The organism is Hydrogenophaga sp. Root209, from assembly GCF_001428625.1.
In the GTDB taxonomy this organism is placed as follows: domain Bacteria; phylum Pseudomonadota; class Gammaproteobacteria; order Burkholderiales; family Burkholderiaceae_C; genus Hydrogenophaga.
Map to the genome: position 1 here is coordinate 147,139 of NZ_LMIE01000034.1, position 20,932 is coordinate 168,070.

Sequence of the window (20,932 nt, forward strand, 5' to 3'; positions counted from 1 at the left end):
AGACCGATGTTCGCAATACGGTCGAGGCCTCCGTCCGCCGTTTTCGGGGTCGTCTGAGCTTTCGACCCGACATCATTGGCAGGCCTCGCTACTCGTTTTCGGATGATGTGTGCCGTGCGCTCCCTCCCCACTTTCGAAGCAGCCAAGCGGCCGCGAGGCCGCCCACGCAAGACGCCGCAGGAGCGAAATGAAGGCAATCGCCGCCAAGATGTCGTCAAGGCCGCGGCCAAACTGTTTCGACGCTACGGCTTCAACGGCACGAGCACGCGCGACATCGCCTGCGCCGTCGGCATGCATTCCGGATCACTGTTTTGTCACTTCAAAAGCAAGGATGCGCTATTGCATGAAGTGATTCAGGAAGGCATGCGCAGCGCGATGGCGCGCCAGATGATCGTGCTACTTGCCGAGCATGACGCTGTGACCACGCTGCGGCAATTGATCCGATCGCATTTCGAAACGATTCTGGGACCAAACAGCGACTTCATGCATGTGGTGCTCTACGAGTCGCGCTACCTCAATGCTATGCAGCACAAAGTCATCGCGAAGCTGCAAGGTGAATACGAAGCGACATGGACGTCCGTGCTCCAAGAGCTCTCGTTGACTGGCTGCTTGCAAGTCGAGGTTCCGGTTGCGCGCCATTTGATCTTTGGTGTGCTGAACGGGTCAGCGCAGTGGTTCAAGTCTGAAATGGGAATCTCGATTGATGACCTGACCGACGCAGTGGTGGCCCTGTGCATACACGTCCCCCCGGCAAAGCCGGACTTGATGTTGAACGCGCCTTTGGGCGTCAGGCGGTGTATCCGGACGACGCCAACACCGTGGCCGATCTGCCCAGCCAGGCCGAACTCGTGAAGTACAAGAGCCAGGGCATCAACATCATGGCGCCGCCGATCTTCGCCCTGCTGAGCACCGACACTTCAGAGTGGATCGCGCCCTCGCAGTACGCGCGAAACGCCCGCTCGGCCGGTCTGGACATCATTGCCTGGACCCTGGAGCGCTCGGGTCTGCTGGCCGATGGCGACAACGGCCTGTATTACCAGACGTTCGATTCGGCCATCAAGACCTAAGGCGACATGATGCGTGTGCTCGACGTGCTCGTCCGCGAGGCGGGTGTGATTGGCGTTTTCTCGGACTGGCCAGCCACGACTACGTCCTACGCGAACTACTCCAATCAGCGGTAGTCTTCATTGGCGCCCGGCGTTCTTCTCCATGGCGGAGATACGGCATGACTGTCGGCCGCAACCACCACAACAAGGTGGAGACAAGAAGATCGCGCCATGACACTACCTGAAAGCGAGTCACAGTCGTAGAGCCGAACAGCGCAGAAGGTGTTCCACTTGACGTCGCTGGGTCGCGCTGATCCTGCCGATCATGTGAATGTCGCGAACGGTTCAGCTCAGCTGAAGCAGCGAATTTCGCTTGGTCCTGGGGCCTGTTTGTAAAGCCGCACATAAGAATTGACAACCTACTGATAGGTAGTACAATGACGCGTTACAAAAATCGTCAATAGAACACTCAATGAAAATCTACGACATCAAAGGCTTTCCAAACCCACTGCGAGTCCGCATCGCTCTGGCAGAAAAGGATGCAACGGACAAGGTTGAATTCGTCCCAGTGGATGTGATGAGCGGCGAGCACCGCTGCGATGCTTTCAAAGCGAAAAATCCGGATGCTACCGTGCCCCTGCTGGAGCTTGACGACGGCACCTGTATCGCCCAGTGCAACGCCATCACTGAATATATCGATGGCGTTTTCGATGGTCCTTCCCTAACCGGCGCAACCCCAAAGGAGCGTGCCCGCATCACGATGATGAATCTGCGGGCAGAAAACGGTTTGATGAACGCGGTCGGCGCCTATTTCCATCACGCTACTCCCGGCCTTGGTCCGGATCTGGAGACCTGGCAATGCGCCGAATGGGGCAACAAGCAGAGGGAAGTTGCTAGCGCTACCATGGCCTATCTGGATAGCGTTCTGTCGGAAAATGAGTTTCTCGCAGGCGACAACTTCTCTATCGCTGACATCACTGCCTTTGCGGGTCTGGCGTTTGCGGATTTCGCCAAGGTTGAAATCCCCGAGTCCCTGGTCAATCTCCATGCTTGGCGTGCAAAGGTTGCAGCCCGTCCTTCGATTGCCGGTTAATGCGCGATCTCCGGGTTGTAGGGGTCAAAGGAGTGGGTTTCATGGAGATCAACGCAGATTTTTCCAAGCGTGTTGTGGTGCATTCGCGCGAGTTGGAATGGCGACCCTCGCCCATGAAGGGGGTAGAGCGGCGCATGCTGGACCGAATTGGGGGCGAAGTTGCCCGCGCCACGACCATCGTGCGGTATGCGCCGGACAGCAAGTTCTCGGCACATACCCATACGGGGGGCGAGGAGTTCATCGTGCTCGATGGAGTGTTTCAAGACGAGCACGGTGATTTTCCTGTCGGCACCTATGTGCGCAACCCCCCAACGACGTCCCATACGCCAGGCTCTGACGAGGGATGCACGATCTTTGTGAAATTATGGCAATTCGACATGGCGGATCGCACACAGTTTCGCAAGGACATGGAAGCCGAACTGGGCACCCCGGTGGATGGCATTGCCAGCGCAATGCTATATGAGGACCATCGTGAGACCGTCAGTTACAGCAGGCTTGAGGCGGGCGCAACTCTGAAGTCTGAGGTGTCCGGCGGGATAGAGCTGCTGGTGATAAACGGCGCTCTCACCGTGGAAGGCGAGATACTGGGAAAGCACACTTGGCTGCGCCTGCCCGAAGGCCAAAGCTTGTCCGCGATGGCGACGGGCGATGGCGCGAAAATCTGGATGAAGACAGGACACCTGCCATTTGCCAAAGCACCCGCTGCTTAGCCATGGCTACGGCAGATTCCCCGGCAGAGCTTACAGCACCACCGCTACCGACCCGCGGGTGTCTATCGTGACGACTGTGTGGCCAACAAAGACGAATCGGTTGTCCTTCGCTGGCGAGGTGTCTTGAGCGATGCTGACCGATACCCTGATCATCGGTGGTGGCCTGTCCGGGCTGGCCTTGGCTGCAAAGCTTGCTGCACAAGGCCGCGATTTCCTTTTGGTCGAGGCGCGTGACCGCTTGGGCGGTCGCATCCTGACCGTGCGCGAGGGTGCCGCTCATTTTGATCTGGGTCCCACGTGGTTTTGGCCAGGACAACCCAGGATCGCAGCGCTCACCGAACGCTTAGGGCTGTCCCGGTTCGATCAGTTCTGTCAGGGCGATGTGATCTTCGAGAATGAGCAGGGCCGTGTTCATCGTGGACGAGGGTATGCCTCAATGCAGGGGGCCTGGCGGCTGGAGGGGGGGTTGGGCGCCTTGATCGCGGCCCTTGAGAATGAGGTTCCGGCGCAACGACGCCGTGTTTCGACAACGATCCGTATGCTAACCCGGGCAGCACCGGGGATCATCGCAACGTCTGAGGATGGCGTGAGCATCCAGGCACGGCGGGTGGTTCTGGCCCTGCCCCCGCGCATGGCCGTAAGAATGTTCTTTACGCCGACGCTGCCAATCGCTGCGTTGACAGAGCTGGAGGGAATCGCAACCTGGATGGCAGGCCATGCCAAGGCCGTGGCTGTCTATGATCGGCCTTTTTGGCTTGAGGCTGGCCTTTCCGGTGATGCCATGAGTCGTCATGGTCCGGTGGTCGAAATCCATGATGCCAGCCCGGCCTCAGGCGGGCCTTATGCCCTTTTCGGGTTCATCGGCGTGCCGCCCAGGGCGCGATCCGACCAACAGGCCCTGCGCCGACAGATACAGGCCCAGTTGATCCGTCTGTTCGGACCAGAAGCCGCCACACCAAGTATTCTGTGTCTCAAGGACTGGGCTTATGACCGCTTGACAGCGACCGAACTGGACGCACAGGCGCCACATGTCAACTCGCAATACGGTTTGCCCCGCGTTCTCAATGGACTTTGGGATGGCGATTTGATCCTTGCCGGGACCGAGGTGGCGCCTAAATTCGGAGGATACCTTGAGGGGGCGCTGGAAGCATCGGAGCTGGCGCTGGCAAACCTAGGACACATAGAAAGGTGAAATGACAACGAACAGAGACACCAGAGTCGCCCTGATGGATTTTGCTGAACACGCAGCCCGGTCACGGGGTTTCGACGGCTTCAGCTATGGCGATATGGCAGAGGCGATCGGCATTCGAAAAGCGTCGATCCACCACCATTTTCCGACCAAGGCCAATCTTTCCGAAGCATTGATCGAGCGATATCAGACCAACCTGCAGCATCGCCTGGCCGAGATCGAAGCAACCCACGCCACCGCCGGTGCACGCCTCAAGGCCCTGATTGCCCTGTACCGAGCAGCCCTGGATGATGGCCGCACCGTTTGTCTGTGCGTTGCCTTTTCAACCAGCCGGGAAAGCTTGTCTGAAGTGGTCATCGCCAAAGTCAGCGCCGTCCGCGCAATGATCCTGCAATGGATCACTGCGACGTTCGAACTCGGCCAAAGGGACGGGTCCATATCGGCAATCCTTGATCCGGCATACGAGGCGCCCGCGACCCTGGCCATGCTGGAAGGTGCCCATCTCGCAGCGCGTACTGAAGAGGACCTTGTTGCGTTTGACGTCGCAACCCGACTGCTGAACGCCCGTTGTCAGTAGCTTTGGTCCAGTTCGTGCGCTTTTATTGGGCTACTCGCCCTCTTCCTTTAATTCTGACGTCTCCCCCGAATTCCGGACTTTTCAAAACTAGAGGCACGGTTGCTTTCCGGCAAGCCCGAAGGGGCGCAAGGAGAAGCAATGAAGAGGTCGAGATTTATCGCCTACATGCACATGGGCCAACGGCACGTCTTCCTCCTGCCCGTCGGGCTGGATGCGCCGCGCGGTCTTGGGCGCCAGCCCCAGCAGCGAGCGAATGGCCGCCGAGGTTTGCGCACGCGCCTTGAGTTCCAGCAGCTGGCCCAGCAAGGTGAGCGAGATGATCACCGCCGCCGCCTCGAAGTACACCGACACGCGCCCCATCGAAACGAACGAATCGGGAAACACCTGGGGCGCCACCGTGGCCACCACGCTGTAGACAAACGCCGAACCCGTGCCCAGGCTGATGAGGATCCACATGTTGGGGCTGCGGTTCAGCACCGACTGTGCGCCCCGCACAAAAAACGGCCAGCCGGCCCACAGCACGATGGGCACGGTGAGCACGAGTTCGATCCAGCTCTGGGTCGCCATCTCGAACCAGCCGAAGCTGTGGCCGAACATCGCCAACACGGCCACCACCACCGTGAGCGGCAGGGTCCACCAGAAGCGGCGCTGGAAATCGAGCAACTCGGGGTTCTCGGCCTCGTCCAGCGCCGGCATGACCGGCTCCAGCGACATGCCGCACTTGGGACAGTTGCCCGGCTGGTCCTGTCGGATCTCCGGATGCATCGGACAGGTGTAGCCCGTGCCCTCCAGCGGAGATGTCACAGGTAGAGAGGCCGGCGCACCCGGGCCTCCAGCGTGACGGTGTTCGTGATGACGATGTGACTCCATGGCATGGCTCCAATCTTCAGGCTGGCTTTGCCAAGCCCGTGGTGGGGTCAACTGCAGCAGCAACCGCCCTTGGGCGCAGCTGGCGGTGGCGGACTGTCGGTTGCCTGACCCGACGGGGCGCCATTTGTGACCACCTCGCTTTCGTAGCGCCTTGCCGCCAATGCAGAAATCAGCTGCGATGGCGCCACGTTCGCCTCAGCTGTGACCCTCACACGGCCAGCTCGCAGATCCACTGCGACGTCTTGCACACCGTCGATTGGAGCCAGGGCCGTCGTGACGCGCTGGACGCAGGCACCGCAGGTCATGCCCTGCACATCGAGATCGATGATGTTCATCGTGATCTCCTTCACTTGCCGGCGGGCGGCATGGTTCCATCCGGCATGCGCTGCATCATCATTTCCATCATGGTCTGCATCAGGTCCATGCGCATCTCCATCATCTGATGGTGCTTGGACATGTCCATGGGCATGTCCTTCATGCCCGCCATTCCCGGCATGCCCGCCTTGCCGTGCATGCTGCCCATCCCCTTCATGCCTTTCATCATGGCCATGCCTTCGTGCATGGTTTTCATGTGCTCGGCCATCAAGGCCTGGCGCTCTGCTGGCGTCTTGGCATTCATCATCTTGTCGCGCATGGCCTGCATGTCTTTCATGTGGTCGTGCATGGCTGACGGCGCCCCAGACGGTGCCACAGCTGCTAGATGCGCAGCGTGTTGATCTGCATTGGCCGCCGACATGGGACCCGCTGCCGGGGCGTTGGGGTTCGCGCAAGCGGTCAGCAAGACGGCGGTCGAAAGCGTGAGGAGGGTGTGGATGGTTTTCATGATGGTGTTCTTGAAGGAATGGGGGAGCCGCCGCAGGCGGCAACAAAGGGGATGCCAGACAGGAGATGGGACGCCATCTGGGTGACCCAGACAGCAAGAGCGCTCTTCGCAATGGGCTGCGAAGCGGTCTACAAGGTCAAACGATGGGGTCGCGCAGCGATGGGCGAAGCCATGTGCGGGGGTCTGGTGGCGTGTACCCGCAGCTGAACTGCGGTGGGTGTGGCCATGGTTGGCGCCCCAGTCCGCGAAAGCACGCCCACCCAACCCGAACTGCCGTCGGCGAGGGGCTGATCGACCTTGGTGATGGCCAGCGGTGCTTCATCACAGAACCTCAAGCATCCCGCATCAACAGGGTCGCTTTGTGCGCGGTGATGGCCTTGTGCAACCGATTCATGGTGTGGTGACACCGTTGAAGAATCGTGACCGCCGTGGTCAGGCTCGCTCAAGAGGCAGGCATTGGCCACCCCGGCGCCCAATGCAAACAGCCACACCGCCAGGATGATCCTGGTGGCATGGCGCATCGAGCGGCGGTGAATGTGCATCTTGGTAAGACGAACTGTGGAAACAATTCAAGGCTAAACATGTGGGCTCAAGCCGTCTTGATGCAAATCAAGGAAGCTGGCCGGAAGACGGTCCCCGACCAATAAAGTGTGCGGCGGCGCAGCACGATGGTCGGTTCGCCACCGAACAGACTGGAAGGCTGGCACTGTCCACACCGGTGCAGTACTGGCTGGACGCGCGCCTCTACCGCGCGGGCTGGAATGCCGTGCGAGCAGGTGCCGGCAACATGGACCTGTTGGTGGCCCAGGGTACCAGCGCCGGATACGGCCTGAGCGTCTATCTGCTGTTCAAGCACGCGGAGCACGGCACGCCGCACCCGTACTTCGAAGCCGCAGCGGTGATCGTCACACTGGTTCTGCTGGGCAAATGGCTCAAGTCGCGCGCCAAGCGCCATGCCACCGCCGTCATCGCGGCGCTCAACACCCTCAAGCCCAAGGTGGCACGCGCACGTATGCCTTATGGCAACGTGGATATTGCGATTTCGCAGGTAAAGATCGGGGGCATCGTGGTGGTGCGCCCGGGAGAGCGTATTCCGGTCGACGGTGTAGTCACCATCGGCTCCAGCCGGGTGGACGAATCGCTGATCACAGGCGAGAGTCTGCCGGTGGCCAAGCACGCGGGCGACAAGGTCACCGGCGGCGCCTTCAATGCCCGGGTACTGCTGCGGGTGGAAACCACTGCGGTGGGCGCGGAGTCCACGCTCTCGCGCATCGTTCGTATGGTCGAGTCGGCGCAGGCCGAGAAAGCCCCGCTACAGCGTAGCGTTGACCGCGTGAGTGCCGTCCTTGTTCCGGTGGTGCTGTTGATCGCGTGTCCGCGTGCCGTGGGCCGTGGGCCGTGGACCTTGCGACGTCCACAGGCAGCATGGCCGGCACCGGGGTGGCCGTTCGCCAAGGCATCCTGATCAAGGATGCCGAAACTCTGGAGGTCGCGCACAGTGTCGACACCGTCGCGATCGACAAGGCGAGCACGTTCACCGAAGGCAAGTCGACGTTGGTCACGGCGCTGGCAGCGCCCGATCATGAAGATAGTCTACTGTCCTGGAGCGCCGCTATCCAGGCCGGCAGTGAGCACCCGCTGGCGCGCGCCATATGAACGCCGCCGAAGAAGCTAGTCTAGTGTTGCTCTCCTCTACCAAAGTAAGCGACGTTCCCTGGCGCGGCATGTCGGCCGAGGTGCAGGGTCGTGCATAGGCGCAGCATGCTGGGTAGATAACCAGAAAACGCACACCAGGGCCGTGACCTTACCGTGCCGACCAAGAGGTCATACGGCAAATTCCTTGGTTCGGACGGGCCAAGCCCGGAAGCACGAGCGGTGGCCGAAACGTTCATTCCAAAACCAACCGCTTGAAAAAACGTCTTTGACTGCGGAAATTTGTCTACCAACGTCCGCATCCACGGAAAAACATCTACTCAGACGCGGGCGTCGATGTATGCCGCAAAGTGCTCGCCTACGACGGACTCCACCCTGGCAAGTTGCTCATCGGTCAGGCCTTCCGCCAGTTTGCGCTTGCGTTTGGACAGCGTGCCGTTGCCCTGAACGATGACATCGATGAGGGTATTCAGCTGGGACTGGCGCATGTCCAGCCAGGCTTCCAAGTCCTTGACCGTGTTGTCGTGAGCGCGCAGGTAGATCACCTCGGACAGCAGATCCTCTTCAACGCACAGCTTGCAGCATTCCAGGATGAATTCGCACAGGTCGGTTGCGTCGAAGTAAGCGTACAGCCACCGCGGCTGTGGTGACTTGACCAGGATCGTTGCGCTATCGCCGTCCAGCATGTATTCCAGCAGATCCGTGCGTGGGCGTGAATAGCTCTTCAACAGCTTCGAGTAGCGCTCAAGCTGGCTCAGCATGCGGGCCGACAAAGGCAGCACGACTCCCCCGGGGGTGAAGCCAGCCTGGCGAAGCACGTGGTGGAGCAAGAACCGGTGCAGTCGCCCGTTGCCGTCAAAGAAGGGGTGCACAAACACCAGACCGAACGAGGCGCAAGTGGCCGCGACAACAGGATCGAGCTCGCCGGCGGACGCGGCTGTTGCCAGTGCGGCAACGTCATCCATCATGGGGTCGACCAGTGCGACGGGCGGTGGAATGAAGTCTGCGATGTTGCGCATACGCCCTGGACGGGACAACCAGTTCTGCTTGGGGCGGTACTGGTACTCCGCTGCGTGGTCGCTGACGATCTGGTTCTGCCAGGCACACAGTTGCTCTTCCGTGAGTGGGCCGGGTTCGCCGGCGGATTCCAGCAGCTTGCGAAACCGGCCCGCGCGATGGCTGTCGGGGATTTCGTTTTCGATGTTGTAGGTCGAGCGAGTCTCGGACAGGTAGAGGTAGTCCACCGCGCGGGCCAGCATCTCGGGTTCGATGCTGCTCATGGCGGTTTTCACCTTCTCAGCAAGTCCCTCCTCCAGCAAGGCAGTAAGTCGAGGCGTTCGACGAACGAGCGGGCTGTAAGCGCGACCACCAAGCACGTTGTTGATGATGCCGAACTTGGCGTCCAGCACCTTGGGCCCGCAAACATGGTGCACCGGGTCGAGCAAGAAAATTCGCGGGTTGCCGGCGGGCATGTCGTAGTCCAACTTGTGCTCAGAGAGCCATTCCACGAGGTGGCCAGCCATTCGAGAGTAACGCGAGCTGGGCATGGCATGCAGCCATTCCTGTACGCCGTCACGAGCCTCTTGATGTTCAAAGAGCGCCCCCAGCACCGTCAGGTTCAAGTGCTCTCGCTTGAGCGCAAAGGTGAGTTGGCCCGTATACGCCTCGGGATCGCTCAGGCGCCTCAAAGGCAACTCGATGCGCTCACTGCCGTCTGGGGTGAAGGTATGCCTTTCCAGCGTCTGCTCGGTCGCCACAAAAATCCGCTGCAGAGGCGGCACGCGCAAACCGAAACGTCGGATTAACGACTCGTAACCCAAGTACAGGCGAGGAGTGGGATGCGGCATGGGTTTTGTGTGTTGGAGCGACCAGCAGGACGTTGCAATCGCCAGAACATCTTTGAAACTGGAAAAACATCTACATGTTATCAATCGTTCGGCAAAACGTCTACAGCCGCCGACCAACGTTCCACTGAGAGGCCGCACTTGTGGCGCTCAACAGACCGGCTGCGGTGTCGAGACCAGCACATGGATTGAGCAACTCATGCCATGCGAGAAAAAGGCGCCTCTCCTGCCGCCATAAACTCCACGTACTGCGCGAATGGCGCAGCGTCCTATTTACCCAACCGTGGAGTCACAAAAGAATGGCCACTGCAAAGAAGGCAGCCCCCAAGGCAGCCGCGAAGAAGACCGTCACCAAACAGGTGAGCGTGCTCAAGCCGATCAAGGAAACTTTCAACAAGACCACGCTGGTCGCCCACCTGGTGCAAGCCTCCGGTGCCGAGCCCAAAACGGTCAAGGCCGTGCTCGGCTCACTGGAGGCGGCCATCCTCGCGTCTTTGTCCAAGAAGGGCGCGGGCGAGTTCACTTGGCCAGGCGTCTTCAAAGTCGCTGCCACCCACGTGCCTGCCAAGAAGGCCCGCAAGGGAATTGACCCATTCACCAAGGTCGAGCGCATGTTTGCCGCCAAGCCCGCATCGGTCAAGGTCAAGGCTCGCTTCTTCAAGAAGGTCAAGGACGCCGCTCTGTAATCGGCGCTGATCTCGTGCAAAGGGGGCTATCGTGCCCTCTTTCTCTTTTCGAGCAGTCTGCGGCCAGCCTCGCCGTGTACCAAGCTTCGTTTGCGGGCCGTCGCGGACTCAGCCCTTTTCAATTTCCGCCTGGACCAGCTGTACATACATATCCACCAGAGCACTGGCCTGAAGTTGCAACTGCAGGCGTTCGTCGACGTTGTCGGGCTTGTGAAATCGGCCGTACGCGACCGAGCCCTTCATGAAATGGCCCTCCGTGTCACCGCGGGCGCAGAAGCTGCGTCGAAGGCAGTCCAACGCGCTCTCCAGCGCAGCACGGTGGGCACCTTGTTTGAACTGCGCCGCGAACGCGCGAGCGCCCTCCTCCAAGTCGCTGCCGTACTGCAAAACGTGGATGAGATCCCCCACGTCCTTGTTCGCGCCGCGCTGGTCGAACGCGATGGCCTTGAGCACAACAAATGCCAGCTGGTTGGCGTAGTGAATGCGCTCCACGGCAATGCCCTTGCAGTCCAGCAGTTGCGCTTTCACCTCTTTGGTTTCAAAGAGGGTTTGCGCAATCGACATGTGAGGGATGGCCATCGCCGAAATCGATTCCGCACCCAGCGAGCGAAGCCGCGCAGGTTCGTCGCCAGTCGCATCGCACAGAAACTCCACGCGCACCGGCACGCCCCGCTCTGTCTTGGCCTCCCACTGCCATGAGGACACACCGCCCTGCTCCCTTTTCATCTTCGAAAACCCACGTTCTTTGAGGCGGGTCGAGATGGGGGTGTAGTCCTCGCCGGCGGCGATCACGGCGAGGTCGATCACCAGATCAAGGTCAGAGGTGCCCGCGTGCGCTGGTACCTCGGGCGGGCTCTCCGGGGTGAGATACCTGGGCACCAGTCCACCGACCAACCGTACCGTGTCCTTCAGGCTGCCCATGCACCCGAGTACGGTGACCAGCGCCTGTTCACAAGCCTCGGTGACTTCAAGTGAATAGCCCGACGCGCTTTCTGGCTTGGAGTCAGACATCGCGTGTACCTCCAGCGAGAAGTTGCTTCTTCACTTGGCCTGCCAGTTCCCCGCTGCGCCCGCCTGCGTTTGCCAGTTCCAAGTATTGGACAACCGGGCTGGCAAACCATCCCGATCGATCAGCCAGGTGGAGGCGATGCTGCAGAGCGAAATCTTCGCACTCGTGGAGAGTGACGTTAAAGCCTCTGTCGGCGCGCTTGAGTCCCAGATGCTCGGCAATAGCCGAGGTCGCCCCTAGCGGCACGATCAAGTCATAGCCGCTGACGGCGGTGAGAAGTTGCGCAATGCTGTTCGCAGCGTACTGTCCAGTGAAGGCCCAGTCATTGTGATGTCCTTCTCCCATACGTTTGGCCAGCGTCTCCCCAAGGGAGGCCGGGTTCTGGGTGAAGGCGAACCAGCGGGGCTTGCTGACCTTTCTGCTCTCCCAGTCCCTTGCCCATGTGTCCAGAAGGACCTCTGGATCCGTTAGCTGGCGGCGCACACTGCGCCCGTTTCCTTCGCTCTGGACCATGCCGCGCTTCTCCAACTCGCGCATGAGCACAGAGACCGTATTTGGGCTGGCACCTGACGCCTGCGCGAGGTCGGAGCCTGTGCGCCAGGCGTCCCAGTGCAGCAGCAGGGCGTGCAGCACTTTTTCGCGTTCAGGAGTGAAAAGAGAGCCTACGTCCCGCCAACTGGGCTTCAGGGGGGGGCGGTCGATGAGCAGTTGGCGCGCGCCCAACCGAATGGAGAGGCTGCCGCTGCCGTCGAAGTAGCCGATACCGGCGGACTCCAGCGATTTGCGGGCCCCTTCGCTGAGCGATTCCGCCCAGACCATGACCTGGTTGATGCGCGGGTCAGCGCCAGCGAGGTCAGCGAGTTGCCTTCGCGCCACTTCGATATCCCGCGGAAAGGCGTGTCGCTTGAATTCAACCAGGACATGGTTCTGCTCGCCGTCGATGGTGATCGCCAGACCAAGGTCACCGCGGCGCCCGTCGCGCAGCCTGGGTTCGTGCTCGACCTCCATACTCTGAACCGGGAATCGTTCACTGAGTGCTGTGCGGAAGTGATCGAGGAGCTTTTCGGTGACGTGGCGTTCCAGAAGCATGGCGCAACCTCCGTGGATGAAGTGCTGTACAGCGTATTGATGCGCCTGAGCAGATGATACGCTCTAAATGCCAAATACGCTGTACAGCGTATGAAACCGTCGCGTGTCAAGAAGAGGACGCTGTGAGCAGGCGTTCAAGCATCGCCATGCTCCCAGCCTCATGCGCGCAGCCGCTCACCACCTCCCGACAACGATCAACGCTCGTCCAACGGCACGCCCGAGCTCCATAACGCGGTTTGCAACACCTGCAGCAGCCGATTGGTCCCCGGCTTGACGAGTCGCCGGGAGCTGCGCTTGCTGAGCCGGACGATGCCGGAAGTGAACAGCGCGAGACAGGCGTGCTGGGGATGCTGCGCAGAAGCGTACACCACGCCATCCAGCGCCATGGCTCGGCATTCAGCGGCCAGTTCCTGTGTTTGAGATACACGAAGCGCCTGCAGCACAGGGTAGTGCTCGGCCAGGCCTCGCACGTCGGCCAAACGCAGAGGCCCTGATGTGACGAACTCGACCAGGCATCTGCGGCGCAGTTCCGAGAGGGTTCTGCTCACCGTTTCGCGCCTGAGCAGCGATTCGTACAGTGCCGTCTGCGGGCTATCCGCCAGATAGGCCACCGGCTCACTGGACAGACAAAAGCGCCCCTGCATCAAGCCAACCGGCGGTAGCGACAAGCCATTCATTCGAACGCTGTGGGCGCGGGGCCGAATCAACTGGACGCGATGAAAAACGCGGGGTGCAGGCAGTTCTATAACGAGTGGTTGGATATCTTTGAATTTCATGGGCAGTCAAGCTCAATGCCCTTCTGCTGTTGCCAGGTCAACGATGTGCCGGCCAGGGACGCCCTGCTCCAGGGCGATGCGTGGCGCCAGTCCGTCAAGTGCCTCGTGCGGCGTTTCCAGAAACGACAGCATTTGCCACCCATCTGTGGTGCCCAGGGCTTCAGACAGCGCCTGAATCACGGGGAACACGTAGGGCTCAAACTGCCATTTCGGGATCTTGAAGCCACGACGCAGATGCGTCACTCCAATGCAGCGGCCACTCTTGATCCAGGCGTTGATCGTCACACGGGTCGTCCCGCTTAGCTCAGCCGCTTCTTCAGTCGTGATCATGTCCGAGGCTTTGATGCGTTGGCGCCGGTACTCGGCACCACGGCGCAACAACACAGTCGTCTGCGCCTCACTGGCGTAGGGGTCGACCGTACTGGAGCGACGTGGGGTGAGAGAGTCAAGGGCAACAGAAAAAGGAGAAGTCAATGTGTTCATGGCGATCGAGTCTTGAGCACCCGTTCAGGGTGCATTGCGCATGTCGGGCTTGCTGCTGCCGAAGAACCCAGGCTGCTTGGCCTGGCGTTGGTGCGAGGCCGCAGAGAGCGGCCGATCGCACGCAGTTGCTCTCGCAATCCCAGGTGCACTGCGCTTGGGTGGAATGAGCGCGTTCCACACATCGTCAAGCCACCGACTACAGGTGCGCTGCGCAAACTCGCTGGTGGCACGCACCGCCAGGAACACCTTCATCATGGCTAAGGCGATTTTTGAGGGCTCAAACGATACGACGGCCCCATTGCGGCGAATGATTTGGTAACAGGCAAAGACGCTGGACCTCGCAGGGTGGCCAGATTTCGTGGGTTCGTCCCAAGTCAGCATGTGTGCTCTCCGGTTCACGAGCTGCCTCGTTGCAGCGCGTGAAAACATTTTCGGTCACTTCGATTTTTACGTCAAGTTCGTAAAGTTCGGCAATCTCATCGGCCTATGTGTGCAGCTCGACGACGGTGCGCCAACCACTCCTAGACGCTCGCGTTTAAAGATTCGGTTGTCCGGCACGGGCGGCGCGGCCTGGAAAAAATTGGCATTTAAGAACCACGGGTGCCTAACCGTTATTAGCAAAACGCAGCTGTTTAACTTGGAAAATGGTCGCGCTCAATCTTTTGCGGACACCACGCTCAGGATTGACGTGAAGTACTGGCAACCCCTGAGACGTACCAATCGAGGAAGCGACGCTGAACACGCTCATGGGTGTTCGCGTCGCTCGCGCGAGGTTCGTAAGGTGCGTAGATATGCACATACAGTGTGTGTTGACGGGCGTACGACTCACCCCCACGAAGATGGTTGCGCCGGACATCGCGCCACTCCAGCTCCTGTGGATTTGCAATGAGAGTGCGCACCCACGCCGGATCGACAACCCGACCCACCCAAGAATAGAGGGTGGTCAGTTCGCCTGCGTCCATGCTGCGCAACTCGATGATGAGACGCTCGGTGGCGAGCATGTGGATACCGACGTCGATACGGTGCACGAGACCGACCTCGGGCGTGCATCTGGATATGCGTTTATGCGAGCATTCGGTGGTGAATTTTGGTTCAACGCAATGGGATGGTTTGGTCGCTACGGTTGTCATTTCGTGATCTCCTTTCATCCAAGCTCTCACGAAATCTCTCCACGTCAAGTCCACAAGATCCTCTTTTTTCAGATCCTCTCGCTCAGATGTCGATGACCAATATGAGATGGGCATCGACACACACTGCACTGCCTCAGGCCCCCTGCCGCCGAGGACCTCAGCCCAACGGAAGCAACAGGCTCACTGGCTGGTTCTCATCGCTCCAACGCCTGTCGTAGGCGGTGGTTGTTGTGATGCAGGCGTGCCCCAGGAAATGCCGTACTTCGTTGAGGTCGGCGCGCTCACGCAAAGCGAGCGTGGCGGCCGTGACCCGCAGCGCATGCGCAGAAAACCGATCCCCCACCACGCCGATCTGCGCCAAGTAGGGTTGCACAATGCGCTGGGCAACAGCGCCAGCAGTGAGCCCAGCAGATTTGAGTGCAGTGCCGGCCTGCCTCTGACGCCGCGAATGCTGAGAAGCGTTGATCTGCAGATTTTGGGTACCCTCCGAGCCGCGCTCGAACGCCGCGGTGTGCGGCTTGATGGCTGGGGGCGTGCTTGTGCGTTGCGCCGTGCCCCCTCTTTCGTTCGAGAACTCACCCTCCTCCTCAATATGACGACCTTGAGGATTGACATCGCACCCGGCACCGGAGTGACGGCGGACTGCCTTCATCCGCACGAACAGCCGCTCATCGCTTTGAGGCTCCGCGCCCCTCATCGCCAGGTAGTGCTGCACCCTATCGCGCATGAGGGGTGCGGCGGCAATGAACCGTGTCTTGCCACCCTTGCCGAGCACTCGCAGGTGCGACACACCCGCGCGCTGACAATCAAAATCCCGCACGCGAAGAGTGACGACCTCCGCGCGGCGCAGACCGCCCAACAGCATAACGGCCAAGATCGCACGGTCTCGCACGCCCTTGAGCGTGTGCGCATCAGGCGCCTCCAGCAGAGCCTGGGCTTGCTCCAAAGAAAGAGCTGGCGTCTTTCCCTCGTGGCTTTCCAGGCGCGGCCTGCGCACGCCGCGTGCCGGGTTCGTGGGGATGAGCTGCTCATCGACGAGATGCTCCAGCAGCGAGGACAGGGCTGCGAGCTTGCGGCGTTGGGTGCTCGGCGACAGGCCTTGGGTCTGCAGGTGGTGGCGCCAAGCCAGCACATGGGAGCGCGCGACCTGCAGCAACTCGCACGGGGTTTGCAACCCCGAAAACGCCGCAAAATCTCGCACGTCGGCGGCGTAGGCGCGCCGGGTGCAGGCGCTGGCGAAGTTGGCAAGCCACTGGGTCTCGATGGTCATGAGGCCCAGTTGCGCGAAGCGTCTTGCGGCGCTGTCTCGCTCAGGGTCTCGCTTGAGGTTCAGCCCTGGGCTGCACTCGGCGTCGCAGTGGAGGCCGTAGATGTGAGAGGAAACACGGTCGGGAATTTGTTCGTGTGAATGCATCGAAGTTGGGTGTCTCCCCTTCCCTGCACGGTGCAGAAAACTCTGGGGGTCCCTGTATCGATAACATGCGTTTTCAATACGTCAAGAGCTGAGCACGGTCGATCACAGCAGACATCGGCTCGCAAAGAAAGCGGACGCCTGCCGTAAGCCAGCGAGCGTATGGCCGCGACGTCAACGTGAAAAGAGGTCGCGAATCCTCTCGAACGGAAGGCCAGTTTCCGCCGCACGCCGAACCTTCCGGTCGATCGCGAGGTTGAGCGGCAGTTCGCGATCAAGCGCGTCGAAGAGGTCGAGACCATCCATGCAGACGACGCGCTTCCCGCGTCCGAAGGCGACCAAGCCATCTTCGGTGAAGCCGCTGTTGCTAACGAACAGCCCTCGCGCCCACGCTGCCTTCTGCTCTAGCTTCCCGTGAAACGCGTGCAGGTCGGCAGCGCTGGTCTTCGCCGATTCCCACTTCGCTTCGAGCAGATAGGTCTCACCCTGCAAGACAAAGCTGCCGTCGATCTGCTCACCCTTGTTCCGAAAGGGCTCGCGGGCCTCCAACCCATAGAAATTGAACGCATCACGCATCCATACCTCGAATGCGTAGCCGCGTGGATGCGGCTCCATAGCAGAAAGATCAATCAACCGTTGCTTCAATGCGAGAACCTTCGGCAGGTCAAAGGCCGCTTTAAGCGGCTCCCCCGCAGGAACGGCATCGGGCTTGCCCTGCATGCGATTCAAAAGCGAGAAGAATCGCCCCTCGGCGTTTGACACCCATTCCTCACGTTCGCGGTGCTTCCGAATCCCTTCGCGGTAATCCCACAGGGTCCGCAACGTCTTGACCGAGGTGGCCAGGTCGACTTTGTTCAAGTAGCACCGAAGTCGCCTGGCCTTTGAGGAGCCATGTTCCCGGTAGGCTTCATCGTCAATGTCGACGTTCAATTCTTCGGCGAAGAAGCGCGTCATGCTGCGGTCGGAGAAGTCGAGGACATAGCCGCTGTTCATCTCGAACAAGTCGTCGAGAAACTTCATGTCAAGTGATCGAATATTTGACATTTAGACAGCTCCTTTGAGCTTGAGCAGGAATTCGCCCACCTTGGACAGAGTCCCGACCCGGGCGATCAGGTCGCCTAGCGCGGACAACGCGGAAACGTAGCCTTCGGCGTTCAGACGCTTGATGGCATCGTCCACATACTGCTCCAGCTCGGCGACGACAAGAACCGGATCTGTGGTCTGCTCATCGATGCGGTAGATCGAAACGTCCTCGATGTTCTCCCCATGCACGCGAAAGAACACCATGCATGGCGGCGTCGCTTGCTCCTCAACCCCCAGCGCCTCCATGAAAGTTTTGTTGAAGCTGCGCCAGTGAGCCTCGATCGCACGATCATGCAGATAGAAGAGCGTGATGTCTTTGCCGGTCTTCTCGTGGAGCAGCCGGAAGCCATGAGCATCGCTAAGGGCGCGACGCACGACACCATTGGTCATGTCATAAAAGACGAATGCAAATGCTCTGGCGCGTCCTTCCTGCAAGTGTTCGTGGCAGATTGCCTCAAACCTATCGATGAATCCCGTATAGCCCATGCCGATTCCTCGGTCGCCTGCCTGCATTTGAATTGGGTGCATATCTTCCCCGGGTGATGGAATTGCTAGGTTCGAATTTTCTCAGAAACTCGGCACACCCCTAACGACCTCAAGCAGGGTCTGGCGTCTAGTGGACAGGTATCGATGTACGCAAAGAAACTGCCGAGCTCCGCGAACTCTTCGAAAAGGCACTCAAAGAGATTCTGGTCGACGGGACTTTCCAGAACATCAATGCCAAGTACTTCCCCTTCTCCATTTATTGAGAAGTCCAAGCGCTAGGGACTTCCTGTCAGACTGTGTGGTGCTGGAGATTTACTTGGAAACGAAAATGGAGCTTCGTCAGCACGGCCTTACTGCCGCCGTAGTGTTCCTGTCCTCAAACACAAACGACTACGGCACGCCAATATCACGTTCACAACTACAGCCCAGCCTGGCTGGCGGGTTGCTCCACCCGGAGAACGCCGATCTGACCGCACTCGAAAACTCTTCGTCGTTTGGCGACACGAGAATGCGTAGCGGCAAATGCAGCTCGCGACAAACTAACTCCGCATGAGTACGTTCCTTGGCAAGAAACGTCTCAAGCCACCCCCCCTCACGTTGCAGGCTATCTCGACTACTCACACGGTTTGCGATCTCCTGTGGATCGGCCTCGAGCAATACCACAGCGCTGAGATTCAACGACTTGAAGACATTCAGCCCGAGGGGCAAAAACTCATCACTCTGGCTTAGAAGAACAAAGTGCCCATCGAGCAGAAGCGCGGTCTTGTTCGCATTGTGCCGAGCGACAGCTGCTGCGAGCGCCACTTGGTTCTCGTCAACGTCTGACACGCGTTTGTCGATATTCCAGTCATGCAAGGCTCGCTCTTCCCTGATTAATTTGCTTGCCGACGTGTGGATCAGCCCGATGCCTGCAGGTAAGCGATTTGCCAGATAGGTCTTTCCAACACCATGGATGCCAGCGACAAAGATGTTCACAGCGGTACTCCAGACGGAAACATCGCAGCCATCACACGCGGAAAATCCTGCGGACTGAGATACAAGAAGCCTTGGGGCGGCGTGAAGTTTGGAAATATTTCCTTCGGGTCTACAAAGACCTCTGCCGGCGTCACCCTTCCCAGCATGACGCCGTAGGCTAGTTTCTTCTTGCCGATGTATTCCTGCAGCTCGTCGTAGCTAACTCCTCCGCCGTGGGCTTGCGCCACTCCCCAAAGCTCCTCGAAGTCACACTCCTTGATCTCTGTAATCAGAGCAATGCCGGTTAAGCGCTGAACAGGGGAAGACGAATAAATAACCATCACGCCAACATCGTTGGAAGGCCAACTGCGGCGCAGCTCGACGGTCTTCGTGCCGGCAAGGATCAGATCCGCATACTTCGGCTTGATCGAAAGCAGGACAGCTCTACCGGTCGGCTGCTGCGAGGATTCTGGAAAAAGACTCATCGGAAATTCGTGTGATTGACTGGATATTGCCTCTGACGACGCGCAGCGGCCTCAGGAGCTGTTGAAACGTCACAGGATTATCAAAGTGCTCGATGAGCCTGAACAGCATGACTTTGGTCTCGTCCCCGGTCATCGCCGCGATCTGCGCGTCGGTGTATACCGTGCGACGGCTTACAAGCCGCGCAATTTCGTCTGCTCGCCCCATCCACTCGTAGCGCTCGACCACGCCGAGCGTGGTGATGGCCTTCTGGTCATGACTTCTGTAGAACAGTACGACGTCTCCGGGTTGTGGCAGCTTGCTCAGCGAATTGGAGAGATAGGCAAGTTTGATGGCGTTGCCCACATGCCGCTGTGGATGTCCGGCCGGCAGCGCTTGGCCGGGCCTGGTGCAGTCGGGGAAGAGAATGCTGTGAAACTCCGGCACGATCGGGACGATGAACTTCTGGACATCCATACCTCCGATGTAGTGCGGGTAGTAGCGCCTGACGTACTCGAACGCATTCATTTGCAGCGCGGGTGGCTGTACGGGATGCTCCTTGACAAACACGGCATCGCCCTGATACTCGCCCGCCACTCGGAAGCCGAAATCTTCGATCAGGTTGGTCAGATGATCTTGTTGGCGCGCGTTGGCATGCAAGAAAATGTGCTCGCATCGGTGGTTCGTGCCGAACCGAAATGCCGCGCGCAAAAACAGTTCACCGACCTTCCGACCTCGGACTGCGTCACCAACCTTGAAGGTGCATAGCTTCAGAGCCGCTCCATCCAGCCTATGGCCGTCGTCAGTGATCTGCTCGTCGGTCTGCACGTCAAATATGCAGATGGCATGGATCTCGCCGTCTCCTGGTTCCCGGTAGACCCAGGCGCGGCGGCCGGCCATGGCGATGCGCCGAAACCATTGGTCGAATCCGGCGTAGTCGTTGCGGATACTAGAAAAGAAGCCGCTTGCGAGCTGCGGGGTCAAGGTGTGCAGCTGCACTTCCTCAATGTTCGGAAGTGTGATCGTCCCGGGCTCATGCAGGCGCTTGAGCCAGTCGTGTGCCGACTGGATGAAATAGATGCGATCGTGCAGGTTTCGCGCTCGCGCTTTGCGGTGCAGTCCCTGGTCCTCAGTAACGAGCGCATGAGCCGCGTTCTGATCCAGCGCCCACAGAATCCTGTTGTCGCACGCGTCATTGGCGGACGTGCCAGGTGTGTTCCATGGGCATGGGTTGTGCTCTTGCAGAAGGGTGTATTGAGGCAACCGTGCGAGCGTGCGGTTACGGCGGTCCACATTGCTATCCCGCTCGATATCTTCGACTGACGCGGGGTGGTAGAGGAGTTGATGCCCATGCGCGTTGCAGAGTCGAACAAAGTCAGTGAGACTAGGCTGCAGCACTGCCATCGAGTCCTGCAACGGGATCAGGATGTTCGTATCAAGAAGGAAGCGAAGACGAATGGGCACGCAGAGATCCCTCAGTGTGGCTCTTATTGGTCATGCCCACGACCCACTTCATGGTAGAGCTCATCGTCCGCATGGGTTCTATTGCGGACCGCAG

Annotated in this window: 24 protein-coding genes and 1 pseudogene; 9 read left to right on the top strand and 16 right to left on the bottom strand. The window is 59.6% G+C overall.

Features of this window, described 5'->3' with window-relative positions; all coding sequences use genetic code 11:
• Positions 1 to 105: 105 nt before the first annotated feature.
• The 6 genes from ASE11_RS24855 (at position 106) to ASE11_RS24880 (ending at position 4,615) form a co-directional block, all read left to right on the top strand.
• Positions 106 to 852, top strand: a complete 747-nt coding sequence (locus ASE11_RS24855) for a TetR/AcrR family transcriptional regulator (protein ID WP_235501463.1) — start codon at positions 106 to 108, stop codon at positions 850 to 852.
• On the top strand, positions 819 to 1,067 hold the full coding sequence (locus ASE11_RS26345; protein ID WP_200959414.1) for a hypothetical protein: 249 nt from the start codon (positions 819 to 821) through the stop codon (positions 1,065 to 1,067). Before ASE11_RS24855 ends, ASE11_RS26345 begins: the two co-directional genes overlap by 34 nt.
• 451 nt (positions 1,068 to 1,518) lie before the next feature.
• Positions 1,519 to 2,139, top strand: a complete 621-nt coding sequence (locus tag ASE11_RS24865; RefSeq protein WP_056278490.1) for a glutathione S-transferase family protein — start codon at positions 1,519 to 1,521, stop codon at positions 2,137 to 2,139.
• A gap of 41 nt (positions 2,140 to 2,180) precedes the next feature.
• Positions 2,181 to 2,849 (top strand): cupin domain-containing protein, encoded by a 669-nt coding sequence (locus ASE11_RS24870; RefSeq protein ID WP_056278601.1) that lies wholly within the window; start codon positions 2,181 to 2,183, stop codon positions 2,847 to 2,849.
• Between the two features lie 130 nt (positions 2,850 to 2,979).
• Positions 2,980 to 4,041 carry a flavin monoamine oxidase family protein gene (locus ASE11_RS24875; protein WP_056278493.1) on the top strand — a complete coding sequence of 354 codons (1,062 nt, stop codon included), beginning with the start codon at positions 2,980 to 2,982 and terminating at the stop codon, positions 4,039 to 4,041.
• A 34-nt stretch (positions 4,042 to 4,075) separates the two neighbouring features.
• Positions 4,076 to 4,615: a TetR/AcrR family transcriptional regulator gene (locus ASE11_RS24880; protein ID WP_200959415.1), complete on the top strand. Its 540-nt coding sequence runs from the start codon at positions 4,076 to 4,078 to the stop codon at positions 4,613 to 4,615.
• A 147-nt stretch (positions 4,616 to 4,762) separates the two neighbouring features.
• Here ASE11_RS24880 and ASE11_RS24885 read toward each other — a convergent pair.
• The 3 genes and pseudogenes from ASE11_RS24885 to ASE11_RS24895 form a co-directional block, all read right to left on the bottom strand.
• Positions 4,763 to 5,485 (bottom strand): annotated as a pseudogene (locus ASE11_RS24885) (heavy metal-binding domain-containing protein); the annotation flags it as partial.
• A gap of 47 nt (positions 5,486 to 5,532) precedes the next feature.
• Positions 5,533 to 5,820: a heavy-metal-associated domain-containing protein gene (locus ASE11_RS24890; RefSeq protein WP_056278500.1), complete on the bottom strand. Its 288-nt coding sequence runs from the start codon at positions 5,818 to 5,820 to the stop codon at positions 5,533 to 5,535.
• Between the two features lie 11 nt (positions 5,821 to 5,831).
• Positions 5,832 to 6,308 carry a hypothetical protein gene (locus tag ASE11_RS24895; RefSeq protein ID WP_056278503.1) on the bottom strand — a complete coding sequence of 159 codons (477 nt, stop codon included), beginning with the start codon at positions 6,306 to 6,308 and terminating at the stop codon, positions 5,832 to 5,834.
• Between the two features lie 718 nt (positions 6,309 to 7,026).
• On the opposite strand from ASE11_RS24895, the gene ASE11_RS24905 reads away from it, so the two are divergent.
• Together ASE11_RS24905 and ASE11_RS27030 are read left to right on the top strand one after the other, a co-directional pair.
• On the top strand, positions 7,027 to 7,773 hold the full coding sequence (locus ASE11_RS24905; RefSeq protein ID WP_056278510.1) for an HAD-IC family P-type ATPase: 747 nt from the start codon (positions 7,027 to 7,029) through the stop codon (positions 7,771 to 7,773).
• Entirely contained in the window at positions 7,734 to 7,964 is a 231-nt protein-coding gene (locus tag ASE11_RS27030) for a hypothetical protein (protein WP_056278513.1), read from the top strand. Before ASE11_RS24905 ends, ASE11_RS27030 begins: the two co-directional genes overlap by 40 nt.
• A 317-nt stretch (positions 7,965 to 8,281) precedes the next feature.
• Here ASE11_RS27030 and ASE11_RS24915 read toward each other — a convergent pair whose 3' ends face one another.
• Positions 8,282 to 9,808: a Fic family protein gene (locus ASE11_RS24915; protein WP_056278516.1), complete on the bottom strand. Its 1,527-nt coding sequence runs from the start codon at positions 9,806 to 9,808 to the stop codon at positions 8,282 to 8,284.
• Positions 9,809 to 10,104: 296 nt separating this feature from the next.
• Here ASE11_RS24915 and ASE11_RS24920 point away from each other — a divergent pair, with 296 nt between their 5' ends.
• Positions 10,105 to 10,491: an HU family DNA-binding protein gene (locus ASE11_RS24920; RefSeq protein ID WP_056278518.1), complete on the top strand. Its 387-nt coding sequence runs from the start codon at positions 10,105 to 10,107 to the stop codon at positions 10,489 to 10,491.
• A gap of 108 nt (positions 10,492 to 10,599) precedes the next feature.
• Here ASE11_RS24920 and ASE11_RS24925 read toward each other — a convergent pair whose 3' ends face one another.
• The 12 genes from ASE11_RS24925 to ASE11_RS24985 all read right to left on the bottom strand — a co-directional run bounded on the left by ASE11_RS24925 (position 10,600) and on the right by ASE11_RS24985 (position 20,838).
• Positions 10,600 to 11,298 (bottom strand): hypothetical protein, encoded by a 699-nt coding sequence (locus ASE11_RS24925; protein WP_156406490.1) that lies wholly within the window; start codon positions 11,296 to 11,298, stop codon positions 10,600 to 10,602.
• Positions 11,299 to 11,494: 196 nt separating this feature from the next.
• Positions 11,495 to 12,589: a hypothetical protein gene (locus ASE11_RS24930; RefSeq protein WP_156406491.1), complete on the bottom strand. Its 1,095-nt coding sequence runs from the start codon at positions 12,587 to 12,589 to the stop codon at positions 11,495 to 11,497.
• A 194-nt stretch (positions 12,590 to 12,783) separates the two neighbouring features.
• Positions 12,784 to 13,365: an RES family NAD+ phosphorylase gene (locus ASE11_RS24940; RefSeq protein WP_082586015.1), complete on the bottom strand. Its 582-nt coding sequence runs from the start codon at positions 13,363 to 13,365 to the stop codon at positions 12,784 to 12,786.
• Between the two features lie 12 nt (positions 13,366 to 13,377).
• Positions 13,378 to 13,848, bottom strand: coding sequence for a hypothetical protein (locus tag ASE11_RS24945; RefSeq protein ID WP_056278528.1), 471 nt, complete (start codon positions 13,846 to 13,848; stop codon positions 13,378 to 13,380).
• Positions 13,849 to 13,872: 24 nt separating this feature from the next.
• Positions 13,873 to 14,103 carry a hypothetical protein gene (locus ASE11_RS26195; protein ID WP_056278530.1) on the bottom strand — a complete coding sequence of 77 codons (231 nt, stop codon included), beginning with the start codon at positions 14,101 to 14,103 and terminating at the stop codon, positions 13,873 to 13,875.
• A gap of 422 nt (positions 14,104 to 14,525) precedes the next feature.
• The gene (locus ASE11_RS26075; protein WP_156406492.1) at positions 14,526 to 14,978 is read right to left on the bottom strand and encodes a hypothetical protein; all 453 of its coding nucleotides are present in this window, start codon (positions 14,976 to 14,978) and stop codon (positions 14,526 to 14,528) included.
• 157 nt (positions 14,979 to 15,135) lie between these two features.
• Positions 15,136 to 16,248: a tyrosine-type recombinase/integrase gene (locus ASE11_RS24960; RefSeq protein ID WP_162258090.1), complete on the bottom strand. Its 1,113-nt coding sequence runs from the start codon at positions 16,246 to 16,248 to the stop codon at positions 15,136 to 15,138.
• Positions 16,249 to 16,563: 315 nt separating this feature from the next.
• On the bottom strand, positions 16,564 to 17,409 hold the full coding sequence (locus tag ASE11_RS24965; RefSeq protein ID WP_082586023.1) for a restriction endonuclease: 846 nt from the start codon (positions 17,407 to 17,409) through the stop codon (positions 16,564 to 16,566).
• Positions 17,410 to 17,433: 24 nt separating this feature from the next.
• Positions 17,434 to 17,985 carry a hypothetical protein gene (locus ASE11_RS24970; protein ID WP_200959416.1) on the bottom strand — a complete coding sequence of 184 codons (552 nt, stop codon included), beginning with the start codon at positions 17,983 to 17,985 and terminating at the stop codon, positions 17,434 to 17,436.
• A gap of 363 nt (positions 17,986 to 18,348) precedes the next feature.
• Positions 18,349 to 18,933 carry an ATP-binding protein gene (locus ASE11_RS24975; protein ID WP_056278538.1) on the bottom strand — a complete coding sequence of 195 codons (585 nt, stop codon included), beginning with the start codon at positions 18,931 to 18,933 and terminating at the stop codon, positions 18,349 to 18,351.
• Positions 18,930 to 19,397: an ASCH domain-containing protein gene (locus ASE11_RS24980; RefSeq protein WP_056278541.1), complete on the bottom strand. Its 468-nt coding sequence runs from the start codon at positions 19,395 to 19,397 to the stop codon at positions 18,930 to 18,932. Before ASE11_RS24980 ends, ASE11_RS24975 begins: the two co-directional genes overlap by 4 nt.
• Positions 19,357 to 20,838, bottom strand: a complete 1,482-nt coding sequence (locus ASE11_RS24985; protein ID WP_200959417.1) for an N-acetyltransferase — start codon at positions 20,836 to 20,838, stop codon at positions 19,357 to 19,359. Before ASE11_RS24985 ends, ASE11_RS24980 begins: the two co-directional genes overlap by 41 nt.
• Positions 20,839 to 20,932: the final 94 nt, after the last annotated feature.

What these genes read in the sequence shown, in the direction of transcription:
- ASE11_RS24880 (WP_200959415.1), top strand. Translation starts at nt 4,076, where the DNA reads ATGGATTTTGCTGAACACGCAGCCCGGTCACGGGGTTTCGACGGCTTC.
- ASE11_RS24920 (WP_056278518.1), top strand. Translation starts at nt 10,105, where the DNA reads ATGGCCACTGCAAAGAAGGCAGCCCCCAAGGCAGCCGCGAAGAAGACC.
- ASE11_RS26075 (WP_156406492.1), bottom strand. Translation starts at nt 14,978, where the DNA reads ATGACAACCGTAGCGACCAAACCATCCCATTGCGTTGAACCAAAATTC.
- ASE11_RS24960 (WP_162258090.1), bottom strand. Translation starts at nt 16,248, where the DNA reads ATGACCATCGAGACCCAGTGGCTTGCCAACTTCGCCAGCGCCTGCACC.
- ASE11_RS24970 (WP_200959416.1), bottom strand. Translation starts at nt 17,985, where the DNA reads ATGCAGGCAGGCGACCGAGGAATCGGCATGGGCTATACGGGATTCATC.
- ASE11_RS24865 (WP_056278490.1), top strand. Translation starts at nt 1,519, where the DNA reads ATGAAAATCTACGACATCAAAGGCTTTCCAAACCCACTGCGAGTCCGC.
- ASE11_RS24930 (WP_156406491.1), bottom strand. Translation starts at nt 12,589, where the DNA reads ATGCTTCTGGAACGCCACGTCACCGAAAAGCTCCTCGATCACTTCCGC.
- ASE11_RS24965 (WP_082586023.1), bottom strand. Translation starts at nt 17,409, where the DNA reads ATGAAGTTTCTCGACGACTTGTTCGAGATGAACAGCGGCTATGTCCTC.
- ASE11_RS24895 (WP_056278503.1), bottom strand. Translation starts at nt 6,308, where the DNA reads ATGAAAACCATCCACACCCTCCTCACGCTTTCGACCGCCGTCTTGCTG.
- ASE11_RS26195 (WP_056278530.1), bottom strand. Translation starts at nt 14,103, where the DNA reads ATGATGAAGGTGTTCCTGGCGGTGCGTGCCACCAGCGAGTTTGCGCAG.
- ASE11_RS24945 (WP_056278528.1), bottom strand. Translation starts at nt 13,848, where the DNA reads ATGAACACATTGACTTCTCCTTTTTCTGTTGCCCTTGACTCTCTCACC.
- ASE11_RS24890 (WP_056278500.1), bottom strand. Translation starts at nt 5,820, where the DNA reads ATGAACATCATCGATCTCGATGTGCAGGGCATGACCTGCGGTGCCTGC.
- ASE11_RS24855 (WP_235501463.1), top strand. Translation starts at nt 106, where the DNA reads ATGTGTGCCGTGCGCTCCCTCCCCACTTTCGAAGCAGCCAAGCGGCCG.
- ASE11_RS24870 (WP_056278601.1), top strand. Translation starts at nt 2,181, where the DNA reads ATGGAGATCAACGCAGATTTTTCCAAGCGTGTTGTGGTGCATTCGCGC.
- ASE11_RS24875 (WP_056278493.1), top strand. Translation starts at nt 2,980, where the DNA reads ATGCTGACCGATACCCTGATCATCGGTGGTGGCCTGTCCGGGCTGGCC.
- ASE11_RS24940 (WP_082586015.1), bottom strand. Translation starts at nt 13,365, where the DNA reads ATGAAATTCAAAGATATCCAACCACTCGTTATAGAACTGCCTGCACCC.
- ASE11_RS24915 (WP_056278516.1), bottom strand. Translation starts at nt 9,808, where the DNA reads ATGCCGCATCCCACTCCTCGCCTGTACTTGGGTTACGAGTCGTTAATC.
- ASE11_RS27030 (WP_056278513.1), top strand. Translation starts at nt 7,734, where the DNA reads ATGGCCGGCACCGGGGTGGCCGTTCGCCAAGGCATCCTGATCAAGGAT.
- ASE11_RS24980 (WP_056278541.1), bottom strand. Translation starts at nt 19,397, where the DNA reads ATGAGTCTTTTTCCAGAATCCTCGCAGCAGCCGACCGGTAGAGCTGTC.